At 71.3% G+C, this 11,966-nt stretch carries 9 protein-coding genes; 6 read left to right on the top strand and 3 right to left on the bottom strand.

The window, feature by feature from the left end; all coding sequences use genetic code 11:
- Positions 1–32 precede the first annotated feature (32 nt).
- Positions 33–575 (top strand): snapalysin family zinc-dependent metalloprotease, encoded by a 543-nt coding sequence (locus tag ACFSVL_RS30725; protein ID WP_378309055.1) that lies wholly within the window; start codon positions 33–35, stop codon positions 573–575.
- Between the two features lie 497 nt (positions 576–1,072).
- Here ACFSVL_RS30725 and ACFSVL_RS30720 read toward each other — a convergent pair whose 3' ends face one another.
- A complete protein-coding gene (locus ACFSVL_RS30720) occupies positions 1,073–1,798 on the bottom strand; it encodes a class I SAM-dependent methyltransferase (RefSeq protein ID WP_378309054.1) in 726 nt (241 codons plus the stop codon).
- 83 nt (positions 1,799–1,881) lie between these two features.
- On the opposite strand from ACFSVL_RS30720, the gene ACFSVL_RS30715 reads away from it, so the two are divergent.
- Positions 1,882–3,081 (top strand): sensor histidine kinase, encoded by a 1,200-nt coding sequence (locus tag ACFSVL_RS30715; RefSeq protein WP_378309053.1) that lies wholly within the window; start codon positions 1,882–1,884, stop codon positions 3,079–3,081.
- Positions 3,078–3,722 carry a response regulator gene (locus ACFSVL_RS30710; protein WP_378309052.1) on the top strand — a complete coding sequence of 215 codons (645 nt, stop codon included), beginning with the start codon at positions 3,078–3,080 and terminating at the stop codon, positions 3,720–3,722. The genes ACFSVL_RS30715 and ACFSVL_RS30710 overlap by 4 nt, the downstream gene beginning before the upstream one ends.
- Here ACFSVL_RS30710 and ACFSVL_RS30705 read toward each other — a convergent pair.
- Both ACFSVL_RS30705 and ACFSVL_RS30700 read right to left on the bottom strand, forming a co-directional pair.
- The gene (locus tag ACFSVL_RS30705; RefSeq protein ID WP_378309051.1) at positions 3,706–5,385 is read right to left on the bottom strand and encodes a GGDEF domain-containing protein; all 1,680 of its coding nucleotides are present in this window, start codon (positions 5,383–5,385) and stop codon (positions 3,706–3,708) included. The genes ACFSVL_RS30710 and ACFSVL_RS30705 overlap by 17 nt on opposite strands.
- 87 nt (positions 5,386–5,472) lie before the next feature.
- Positions 5,473–6,636 carry a lycopene cyclase family protein gene (locus ACFSVL_RS30700; protein WP_378309050.1) on the bottom strand — a complete coding sequence of 388 codons (1,164 nt, stop codon included), beginning with the start codon at positions 6,634–6,636 and terminating at the stop codon, positions 5,473–5,475.
- A gap of 38 nt (positions 6,637–6,674) precedes the next feature.
- Here ACFSVL_RS30700 and ACFSVL_RS30695 point away from each other — a divergent pair, with 38 nt between their 5' ends.
- From ACFSVL_RS30695 to ACFSVL_RS30685, 3 genes are all read left to right on the top strand, one after another.
- Positions 6,675–8,237, top strand: coding sequence for a deoxyguanosinetriphosphate triphosphohydrolase family protein (locus ACFSVL_RS30695; RefSeq protein ID WP_378309049.1), 1,563 nt, complete (start codon positions 6,675–6,677; stop codon positions 8,235–8,237).
- Between the two features lie 41 nt (positions 8,238–8,278).
- Positions 8,279–8,770: a GNAT family N-acetyltransferase gene (locus ACFSVL_RS30690; protein ID WP_378309048.1), complete on the top strand. Its 492-nt coding sequence runs from the start codon at positions 8,279–8,281 to the stop codon at positions 8,768–8,770.
- Positions 8,771–9,116: 346 nt separating this feature from the next.
- A complete protein-coding gene (locus tag ACFSVL_RS30685; protein ID WP_378309047.1) occupies positions 9,117–11,915 on the top strand; it encodes a S8 family serine peptidase in 2,799 nt (932 codons plus the stop codon).
- The last annotated feature ends 51 nt before the right edge of the window (positions 11,916–11,966 follow it).

Raw genomic sequence — 11,966 nt, 5'->3', positions numbered from 1 at the left:
GCTTGCTTTCCCGACGAGCTACGGAGGACACGATGCACGCACGAGGGTTCCGGCGGATCGCCGCACTGACCGCGGTCGCCGCCGCGCCGCTCGGCCTTGGCCTGGCCACCGCACCCGCCGCGTCCGCCGCCGAGGCGGCCACCGTCTACTACAGCTCGGCCGGCGCGCCGGACTACGTTTCGCAGATCGACCAGGGCGCGGCCAACTGGAACGCCGCGGTCAGCGACGTGAAACTGGTGAAGGACGAGGGCAAGGCGACGATCACCATCCACGAGGTGCACAGCGGCGGCTCGTACACGCAGACCGACGGACACGGCAACGGCGACGTCTACCTGGACACGAGCCAGGTCGCCGAGGGCTACGACCCGACCCGGATCGCCGCGCACGAACTCGGCCACAACCTCGGCCTGCCGGACCACTACGAGGGGCCGTGCACGGAGCTGATGTCGGGCCACGGACCGGGCACGTCGTGCACCAACGCGAAGCCGGACGCGCAGGAGTCGGCGAAGGTGCAGCAGCTGTGGGCCAACGGGTTCCGGCTTGAGGGGACTCGGGTCACGAAGACGGTTTACTGAGGGTCTCGTGAGTGCTGGCGCCGGTTCTAACCGGCGCCAACACTCACGAGGAGCCCCGGGCAGCGAGGAGCCCCGGGCAGCGAGGAGCCCGGGCAGCGGCGCGGCCGGGCCTGCCGTGCGTGGCGGACGTCGTGAGTGTTTAGGCCGGTTAGAACCGGCATGGCCACTCACGAGACCCCAGCCCGCTCGGGTCCGCACCGGAACGGCCCCCGCACCCGCCTCCGGACGCAATGCCTGGGAGTCAAGCCGGGCGGCCCAGCCTGCTGACCGTCCATAAAGGACGCCAACCTCAGCGAAATGCTCGATTAGCTCCGGATTGCCCGTTTCTTCAAGTCTGTGAGGGCCACCTTGAGGGAATCAGATTCCCTCAAGGTGGCCCTCACGGTCGACACGCCCGGCCGACACGCCCGGCCGCGCTCATAACGCCGCTTTAAGTCCCAGGCCTTGGTCGTGAGTGGCAATCCCGGTTCTAACCGGGATTGCCACTCACGACCTCCCTACTCCGCCTCCAGCACGAAGAACAGGAAGCTCGGGCTCACGCACAGCATCCGGTAGTCCTCCGGGAACAGCTTTTCCGCCTCCGGCACCGGTTTCGGCTCGCTCAGCACCGAGATCCGGAACCCGGCCTCGGTGAACGCATCGGTCATCGCGTGCAGGGGCCGGTTCCAGAAACTCATCGGCGTCGTCCGGCCGTTGGCTTCCCAGTCCTCGGTCCATTCGTAAGTCGCCGAGTAGTCCGTCTGCTGCCCGGCCTGCCGCTGCAGCAGGTGGATCGCGAACGGATGGTCGACCACCACGATCAGCCGTCCGCCGGGCCTGAGGACGCGGTGGAACTCGGCGAGCGTCGGCCCCCAGTCCTCCAGGTAGTGCAGCACGAGCGAGGCGACGACGTCGTCGAAGGCGTTGTCGGCGTAGGGGAGCGGCTCGGCGACATCGGCGACGCGCAGGTCCACATCCGGGCCGAGCCGCTGGCGGGCGATGTCGAGCATGCTGCTGCTCAGGTCGAATCCGGACACCTCGGCGCCGCGTTCGCGCAGCGAGACGGTCAGCGGTCCGGCACCGCATCCGGCGTCGAGAATCCGACGCCCGGCTACGTCTCCGGCCAGCGCCAGCACGGCGGGGCGCTCGTAGTAGGCGTTCTGGATTTCGGTGTCCGACATGGCCGTGTAGGTCTCGGCCAGCAGGTCGTAATCGTTGACGACGGTGCTCTCTTCAGGAGGCATGCGATCCACGGTGCCAGAAAACCGGTGCCAGGGTCCCGCCCTGGAGGGAAGCGCCCGCCGGGGCCGCCTGTCAGGATTGGCGGGTGCGTTTCCTTCGTCCGCTGGTCAGCGGGGTCACCTATCGCCGGTGGGTGTACTTGATCCTCGGCGCCGCGCTCAGCGTGCCGTACCTGCTGCTCGCCATGATCGCGATGCCGTCGCTGCTGCCGTTCACCACGACGATGGGCTGGGCGAGCCTCGCCGGATTCGTCGTGACAGTCGCGGTGCTGGCCGCGACCGCGTTCTTGCCCGCGGTGCGCGTGCTGGAGGCGGCGGCGGTGCGGGAACTGCTCGCCCAGCCCGCGCCCGGACACGGACGGCTGCGGTGCGCGGCGATGTTCGTCCTGCACGTCGGGGCCGGTCTGGTGACTGGGTTCGCGACGCTCGCGGTGCCGGCCGGGTTCGGGTTCGCGATCAACGCGGTCTTCACCGGTCGGCTTGTCGACACGCCGGATTTCCAGCTGACGGTTCCGCGTGGCTGGGCGTCGGCGTGGCTGCCCGCGGTGTTCGTGGTGGCTTTCGTCGTGCTGATCTACTGCGTATGGGGCGTCGGCGGATTGCTGCGCCGCGCGGCCGCTCGGTTGCTTGGCTGGTCGGCCGCGGAGCGCATCGCGCAGCTCGAACGGCGCACCGATCAGCTCGCCGAACGCACGCGGCTCGCGCGTGAACTCCACGATTCCGTGGGGCACGCGCTTTCGGTGGTCACGCTGCAGGCCGGAGCTGCGCGGCGGACGCTGCACACCGATCCCGGCTTCACCGAGGAAGCGCTCACCGCGATCGAGGAGTCGGCCCGCACCGCGCTCGACGACCTCGACCACGTGCTCGGCCTGCTTCGCGAAGAGGCGCGCGACCGGACGCCGCACGCGGGTCTCGCCAATCTGCCCGCGTTGATCACCGTGACGCAGCAGTCCGGTACGGATTGCCGTGTCGCAGTGGAAGGTGACGTCGCGAAGGTGCCGGCGGTGGTGTCCCGCGAGGTTTACCGGATTCTGCAGGAATGCCTCACGAACGCGGTGCGGTACGCGGGCAAGGTGCCGGTCACCGTCGCGCTGGCGGTCGGGGACGGGCAGTTGCGGGCCGAGGTCGCGAATCCGCTCGGCTCGGCCCGGCCGTCGCGCGCTCGCGGCGGACGCGGCCTGCGGGGCATCGCGGAACGGGCGGAACTGGTGGGTGGCAAGCTGTCCGCGGGACCGGTGGGCGAAAACTGGGAGGTCGTGGTGACGGTGCCGTGGGGGAACCGGTGAGCGTGCGGGTCCTGCTGGTGGACGACGAACGGCTGATCCGTGCCGGGCTGCGCGCGATCGTGGACAGCGAACCGGACCTGACCGTGGTCGGCGAGGCCGCAGACGGCGCGGAGGTGCCGGGGCTGGTCGGGCAGCTGCGGCCGGACGTCGTGCTGATGGACGTGCGGATGCCCGCGGTGGACGGGATCCGCGCGACCGAGCATCTGCTGTCCACTGTGGACGATCCACCGAAGGTGATCGTGGTGACCACCTTCGAGAACGACGACTACGTGTACGACGCGCTGCTCGCCGGGGCCAGCGGGTTCCTGCTGAAGCGCGCCCGGCCGGAGGAGATCGTCGCCGGGATCCGCACGGTGCTGGCGGGGGATTCGCTGCTGTTCCCGGCGGCGATCCGGGGGATGGCCGCGCGGCGGGCGCCCGCGACGGGAGCGCCGCTGGACTTCCTGACCGAGCGGGAGCGCGACGTGCTGCGGCTGATGGCGGCCGGACTGTCCAACGGCGAGATCGCCGCGGAGCTGTATCTGGGGCTGCAGACGGTGAAAACGCACGTCGGGAACGTGCTGGGGAAGCTGGGCGCGCGGGACCGCACGCAGGCGGTGATCCGGGCCTACGAATCGGGGTTCGTCAGGCCGACCGGCTGATGGCGACGTCCCGGCCGATGCCGCGCAGGACCTCGACGCGGTCGCTGCCGGGGCGGCTGAGCACCCAGCTGGAGCCGGGCACGGCTTTGGCGCGTTTCTTGAGCGGCGCGAGCAGTCGGGAAGCGTCCCGATAGGACGGAATGGTGCCGCTGCCGCACACCAGCGTCGCCAGGGAAACCGTGACCGGCATGCCTTCGGCCGACCAGTGCGTGTCCAGCAGCGCCGCGGCGACCGTGCCGATTTCGTCCACGTCGCACACGATCAGGAAGTCGTCGCCGCCGACGTGGCTCACCCGCATGCGCGGCAGGCGCCGGGCGAGGTCGGTGAGCGTTTCGCCGAGGGAGCGGATCAAATCGTCCCCGGCGGCGAAGCCGGCGTTGTCGTTGACCGACTTGAAGGCGTCGACGTCCAGCCACGCCGCCACGAACTGCTCGCCGCTCGCGATCCGGCGTTCGACGTCGCGCGCCGCCGCCTCGCTGCCCGGCAGCCGGGTGAGCGGGCTGAGCGTGACCGCCTCCTCCACCTTTGCCTCGGCGACTCCGCGCACGACCTCGGTCACCAGCACCACGCCGAGGCAGTGCCCGGCCGCGTCGACCACCACGACGTCGTCGCCGGTGCGGCCCCAGTCGGCGTCGGTGACCAGTTCGAGGAACTCCAGCGCGCTCGCGCCCGCCTCGATCAGGTGCGGTTTGTCCGCCAGCCGCGCGGCGGACCGTTTCGCGTGCAGGGCGTGGCCGTACGGACCGGTGATGGTCACGAGGAAACGCGTCCGGTCGACTGACCACTGTGGACGGTTGTCCGCGTCGACGCCGACCACGCCGCTCGGCGCGTCGGCGGCGGCCAGCACCTCGCGGACGTCGTCGCACGTCGCGTCCACCGGCAGCGTCGTGGCCGGGCGCAGGAAATCGCCGACGCGCGGGGCCTGCGGCGGCGCGGGCGTGCGCCGGTCCTCCGGGAGGACCGCGCCGGAAGCGGGCGCGGACCGGTGCGCGGCGGGCGGCGCGAGCAGGTTGCCCTGCGCGATCCGGACGCCGAGCTGCTGCGCCGCGTCGAGCTGGGACTCGGTCTCGATCCCGGTCGCGACCAGCCGGGTGTTCGTGCGCGTCGTGTAGTGCAGCAGCGCCTCGACGACGGCCGTCGACGCCGGGTCGCCGGGCAGCCCGCGCAGCACGCTGCGGTCGAGCTTCACCAGGTCCACCGGCGACTGCGCGAGCAGCGCCAGCGGGAGGTCGCCGCGGCCGAGCCCGTCGAGCGCGAGCCGGAAGCCCAGTTCGGTGAGCGCGCGCATGCCGTCGAGCAGGCGGCCGGTGGGCAGATGCGTGAACGGCGGCCCGACCTCGAGCACCACGTCGCGGGTGCGCCGTCCGGCCGCGCCGAGTTCGGCGATCAGCTCGTCGAACGCCTCCAGCGGCGACGCGAGCGTGCGCGCGGAGAGGTTGAGGTGCAGCGGGAGCGCGCTCGGGCGCTCGGTTTCCTGGCGCACCGCGGCGGCGGCCAGCCCGAGGTCGACCTCGGTGAGCCTGCCGTCGCGGCGGGCCTCGGCGAGGAGTTCGTGCGCCGTGCCCCGGCCCGGCCGGGCCAGTGCCTCGTACGCGACGACTCCGCCGGTGTGCAAGCTGTACATCGGCTGGAAGGCGAATCGGACCGCACGCAGCGTCGTCACGGAGGCGATACTCGCACCGCCGGAGGCGACTGCGAAACCGTTGTCAGCTGATGTTCACCGGCGTGGCACTTCGGCCACCGGATCGGACTAGCGAAATGCTTTCCCGTTCCCTCGATCGGGAGCGGGAAAAATCCCGGCACCGACTCGGCCGAGCAGCCTGCGGCGGATCCCGGCCGGGGCCGCGCGGAAGAGGTTTGCCATGGTCGCGGCGGTGCCGGGAAGGTCGGCGCGGCCCGAGGTGAACGCGCGCTGCGCCGGGACCGGGAGGGCGAAGAAAAGATCGAAAAATTGCGCCGACTGCACGGGTGACATTCCGCACAATGCACGGAGTCCATGACGGCGCAAGACGTGCACCGCGCGGGCTTCCGGCGGCCACAATGCCTTCCGCGCGGCGCTGGCCGCAGCCGCCGGGCCCGCGTCGAACGTGTCCGCGAGAGCGTCCGCGACGGGGGGCGCGAGCTGGAGCGCGGTCGCGAGGCTGTAACCGGTCGCCGGGTGCACGAGCGCGCCCGCGACCCCGAACGGCACCTCCTGGCCACGCTTCGGCAGCGGGACGTCGAGCACGATCCGCACCCGCTCGACCCGGCCCGCCGGGCGGATTCCCGCCGCTTTGAGCCGCGTGTGCAGCCGCTGGGCCAGCTCGGCCACCGGGAGCCCGGGTTTGCGCGCCAATGACGTCTCCTCGACCAGCACCGAGCCGTCGCCGAGGGGGAGGAGGTAGCGGAAGCTGTCCGTGCCGTCGCGCCAGTCCATGAAGACCGCGGTGTCGGCCGGTGCCAGGCCCTCGGCCTGGTCTGCGGGCAGCACGAGCCCGTACGCGGTCTGTTCTGCCCGTGGGGCACGGAGTTTGGGTGCGCCGGACGCGTCGACGAACACCGCGGCTGCCAGCCGCCGACCATCGGCGAGGAGAACGGTCGAACCATGCGGGCCGTGCTCCGCGCCGTCCGCCTTGCCCGTGATGACCTGGACTTTCGGCTCGGTGAGCCACTCGCGCAGCCCGGCGTTGTCGAGCACTCGATACGCGCGTTCGACGCGATGCTCCCGGGTCCCGTACGCCAGCGTTGTCGCCGGAGCCGCTGCGATCGCTTGGTCCGGCAGGCTGGGAACTTCGTCCGCCCACAGTCCGTAAGTATTCGGCCACTTTCGGTGCGGATCCGGGTCGAGGACGGCCGTTTCCAGCCCTCGCCGGGCGCACGCGGCCGCCAGCGCCCGTCCGGCCGGGCCGCCGCCCGCCACCAGCACGTCGGTCATCCCGCGATCCTGCCGTACGGGCGGATACGGTGAGACACATGGACGAGAGCGATCCGAGGGCAGCGCGCCGGGACCCGGAGAACGGGGCGGGCGGGTTCACCGACCTGGCGGCCAGCCCGTTCCGCGTCGACCGCGACCGGATCACCGCGTCGCCGTTCTTCGCGCGGCTGGGCGGGGTCACCCAGGTGGTCAGCGCGGGCGGGGCCGGGCTGCTGCACAACCGGCTGACGCACAGCCTGAAGGTCGCGCAGGTCGCGCGCGGGATCGCGGAGCGGATCACCGGGTCGAGCGAGTCGGCCGAACTCGCGACGAAGCTCGGCGGCTGCGATCCGGACGCGTGCGAGGCCGCCGCGCTGGCGCACGATCTCGGGCATCCGCCGTTCGGGCACCTCGGCGAGCAGACCCTCGACCGGATCGCGCGGCACCGGTTCGGCCTCGCCGACGGTTTCGAGGGCAACGCGCAGACCTTCCGCATCCTCACCACGACGGACGTGCGCGGCCCGTCCTCGATCGGCCTCGACCTGACGACGGCGGTCCGCGCGGCGGTCCTGAAGTACCCGTGGGCCCGCCTGCACTACCCGCAGCCGCACCCGACCGAGATGCCGCTGCCGCCGCGTGGCGCGGCCGAACCGGACGACGCTCCCGGGACCGGCGCGAGCAAGTTTTCCGCCTATGTCACGGAATTGGACGACTTCGAGCAGGCGCGGGCCCCGTTCGCCGCGCGGATCGAGCCGTGGCAGCAGACCGTGGAAGCGTCCGTAATGGACACTGCCGACGACATCGCGTACGCGATCCACGACCTGCAGGACTTCCACCGCATCGGCGTCCTGCAGCACGCTCCGGTCGCGGCTGAGCTGGGAGAGTGGCTGGCGCACGCCGTCGAACTGGCCTCTTTGGACGATGCCCGGCTGACCGCCGAAATCCGCCGCCCCGGCCGTTCCCTGGAGCGGATGCGCCGGCGGATGCACGTGAAAGACAGCTGGATCGTGGACGACGACGCCTTCGCCGCGGCTGTGGCGCGAGTCCAGCGCGAACTGGTCGACGGCCTGCTCGCGGACGGTTTCGACGGCTCGACCGAAGCCGAGCAAGCGACCGCCGCGTTCTCCGCGAACTGGACGGCGCGGCTGGTCGACGGGGTGTTCGTCCTGTCGTCCCCGTCGACCCGGTCCGGGCACGTCTCGCTGCGGCCCGCGCAGTGGCACGAGGTGCAGGCGCTGAAGTTCGTCCACCGGCGGTTCGTGTTGCTGCGCCCCGATCTCGCGTTGCACCAGCGCGGTCAGGCGAGCCTGGTCACCACGCTGGTCGACGCGCTGGACGCCTGGCTCCTGGACCGCGACGAGGCTTCCCGGCTGCCGCGCCGGCTGCACGACCTGATGGAACTGGCGCACGGCGAGTACGCGGGCTTGGTCCGGACCGCGCCGGAGCTGCTGGTCGGTGCGACGGGGGAACGGATCGAGGGTGCGGACGCGGTGCGCGGGCTGGCCCGGGGCCGGGCGGTGGTGGACTTCGTCGCTTCGCTGACGGACAAGCAGGCGGTGACGTTGCTGGACGCCTTGTCGGGCCGGTCGAGCCAGCCTTGGTCGGACTCCTTCGTGCTGTAATCGGCTTGCGCCGGCGGGGGTCCGGCGGCCACGGTGGACAGATGCCGTTGACGATCCGGGAAGCCGGTGCCGAGGACTGGCCGGGGATCTGGCCGATCGTCCGGGACGTGGTGACCGAGCAGCAGACGTTCCCCTACGACCCGGCGATGACCGAACCGGAAGCCCGGCAGCAGTGGCTGGTGCCCGCCCCGGCGCGAGTGGTGGTCGCGGCCGACGGGGACCGGGTGCTGGGCACGGCGAATATGTACGCCAACCGGCCGGGGCCGGGAAACCACGTCGCTTCGGGGAGTTTGATGGTGGCCCGGGACGCGCGCGGTTCCGGGGTGGGGCGGGCGCTGGTCGTCGACCTGATCGAGTGGGCGCGGCGCGCCGGGTTCGCGGCGGTTCAGTTCAACGCGGTGGTGGAGACCAATGTCGCGGCGATCCGGTTGTACGAGAGTCTCGGGTTCGTGACGCTGGGGGTCGCGCCGGGAGCGTTCCGGCATCCGGTGGAGGGCCGGGTCGGGTTGCGCATCATGTGGCTGGAACTGTGACTCGCCGGGCGGTCCAAGTCCGCTGACCGTCCACCGCTTTTGCTCGTCCGTGAGGGGAACCCTGCGCCTCGGCCGCGCCCGAGACGCCGCCTCGAGTTCCGGTGCGGCCGCGCGCGACCGGATCGGCCGAACGGCCTACGACGTTGGTCAGGCAACGGATATTGCCCGGCCAACGTCACCCCAACGGCCGTTTTTCCCGGGCAGAAGTGGTACTTAGCTGGGTCCAGCCGGTGATCACCGGCGTTGGCCAGCGTGAGTCGGGGCACGCGGTGTGAGATCGGAGGCGCACGTGCGTCGGAACCGTTCACCGAGAGCCTCGACGAAAACCGCCAGAAGACGGACGGGCGTGGTCGCCGCGGCGGTGCTCGCCGCCGGGCTGGCGACACCGCCCCTAGCCGGAGCGCAGGAGTCCACTGTGGACACTGCGAACAATCAGATCGCCGCGCTGCAGGCGCTCAAAGACGGGCAGACCGCGACTGAGTCCAAAATAGACAGCAAGCTGCTCGTCCAGGAGAAGATGCGCACGCGGAGCCTGAGCGCGGCCGCGTTGCCGGGCCTCGCCAGGACCGGGGACAAGGCGCTCGTCGACATCCGCGTCACGAAGGTGAGCGACGGGCTCGTCAACGACCTGGTCAAGGCCGGTGCCGCAGTGCGCGCGGTGTCGAGCACGGCGGCGAGCATCCGGGCCGAGGTGCCGCTGGCGGCGTTGCCGGAGATCGCGAAGCGCGGCGACGTGAAGCACGTCGAGACCGCGGACCAGGCGATGACCGCGCGACAGCGGGACAACAAAGAAGGCACCGAAACCAAGCAGCAGAAGGCTGACCGGATCGATCGGCAGCTCAAGGAAGCCCTTGCCGCACAAGACAAGGCTCCGGTAGTAAGCGCGGGGGACCGGGCCCACAATGCGGACACCGCGCGCCAGCAGTTCGGCGTGACCGGCACCGGAGTGAAGGCCTGCGCGCTGTCCGACGGGGTCGATTCGCTGGAGGTTTCCCGGGCCAAGGGCGAGCTTCCGGCGGTCGATGTCCTGACCGGGCAAGCCGGCAGCGGCGACGAAGGCACCGCGATGCTGGAGATCATCCACGACCTCGCCCCGAACGCGAAGCTCGGTTTCGCGACGGCGTTCACCTCGGACGCGAGCTTCGCCGACAACATCCGGAAGCTCCGCTTCGAAGCGCACTGCGACGTGATCGTCGACGACGTCATCTACTTCAAGGAATCCCCGTTCCAGGACTGGATCATCGCGCAAGCGGTGAACGACGTGACGGCCGACGGCGCGCTCTACTTCTCCTCGGCGGGCAATGAAGGCAATGTCGCCGACGGGACCGCGGCGCACTGGGAAGGCGACTACGTCGATTCCGGCGTCCCGATCGGCAAATTCGCCGGCACGGCGCACAACTTCGCCGGAACGGCCGGAAGACAGGTGTTCGAGCCGATCTCGGACGCGTCGTCGGCCAACGTCCCGGTGACGCTGCACTGGTCCGACCCGATCGGCGCGGCCGCCGACGACTACGACCTCTACCTCCTCGACGCGCGCGGCAACGTCGTCAGCTTCAGCCAGGACGTCCAGAACGGCACCCAGGACCCGTACGAGCAGCTGGCCACCCCGCTGTTCGGCGGCACCGGGCTGCGGCTCGCCGTGGTGAAGTTCTCCGGGGCTGCCCGGTATCTCTCGCTGACCGCGTTCGGCAGCCGGTTCCGCGACTCCGCGGACGGGCTGAAGGCGTACTCCACACCCGGTGCGGTCGTGGGCCACGCGGCGGCGCGCCAGGCGTTCGCGGTCGCCGCGGCACCCGCCGAGGCGGCGTTCGGGCGGCCGCTCGAACCGGGCGACCCGGCCAACCCGACCGGACCGTATCCGTCGGCGTATTCCGGGGCCAGCAAGGCGGAGCGGTTCAGCTCGGACGGTCCGCGGCGCGTGTTCTACGAGGCCAACGGCACCCCGATCACGCCCGGCGACGTGTCCTCGACCGGCGGCGAGGTCCGGCAGAAGCCGGAAATCACCGCGGCGGACGGCGTGCACACCTCGGTCAGCGGATTCGACCCGTTCTTCGGCACCTCGGCAGCGGCGCCGCACGCGGCCGCGATCGCGAGCCTGGTGCTGTCCGGCAACCCCGGACTGTCCAATTCGGACGTTCGCGAGGCCTTCCTGAAGACCGCGGTGGACATCGAAGCGCCCGGCCCGGACAACCTCGCCGGCGCCGGAGTGGTGTTGGCGGACAAGGTATTGACCTACACCGGAGCCAGCCCGCAGCCGTACGCGGAGGCCGCGCAGCCGACCGTCCGCGGCCCCAGCGGCGGCAGCACGCTCAACCCCGGTGAGACCGCGACGGTCACGCTGCCGGTGAAGAACAACGGCGACGGTGCCGCGGTGTCCACGAGCGTCGTGCTGACCTCGCCGACTCCGGGCGTCACGGTCGCGCCGCGGGCGAAGTCGTACGGCACGATCAGCCCGGGACAGACCGGAGTCAACGACTTCACCGTCTCGGTTCCGGCCAGCCAGCAGCTCGGCTCGCCGGTGGTGCTCAACGCGCGGGTCACGTTCGCGGGCTCGTACTCGCCGCGGACCAGCACGTTCGGGCTGCCCGTGGGCACGCCGTCGCCGGTTTCGCAGGCGTTCGCCTACGCCGGACCGGCGGTCGCGATCCCGGACAACTCGTCGCTGGGCGCCTCGGTGCCGCTGGTGGTGAGCGGCGTCGGGCCCGCGTCGAAGGTGTCGCTGTCGATCGACGGCAGCACCTGCACCACCGCGGAGAAGGCGACCACGGTCGGCATCGACCACACCTACGTCAACGACCTGGCCGGCACGCTGACCTCGCCGTCCGGCGCGACGGCGACGCTCTTCCAGCGGGGCGGCGGCAGCGGCAACAACCTCTGCCAGGTGGTGTTCGACGATTCGGCGGCCAAGCTGTTCAGCACGACCGGATCGCCGGACGCGCCGTACACCGGCACCTACCGCCCGGTCACGCCGCAGACCCAGGCGGGCGTGCCGGCGGACGGCACGTGGACGTTCAAGGTGGTCGACTCCACCGGCGGCGACTCCGGTTCGATCCGCAGCGTTTCGCTGCACGTCAACGGGTACGTCGCGGGCGGTCGCCCGGCGGACGTGCACAAAGTGGTGACCAGGGGGCCCCAGCTGGCCTAGCGGACGCGGGGCCGTCGCACATCGCGGCGGCCCCGTACCGTTTCCGGAGCA

It is taken from the genome of Amycolatopsis silviterrae, from assembly GCF_042684085.1.
Classification (GTDB): Bacteria; Actinomycetota; Actinomycetes; order Mycobacteriales; family Pseudonocardiaceae; genus Amycolatopsis; species Amycolatopsis silviterrae.
Note: the sequence above shows the minus strand (reverse complement) of the source record. Positions and strands in the feature narration are given on the sequence as shown.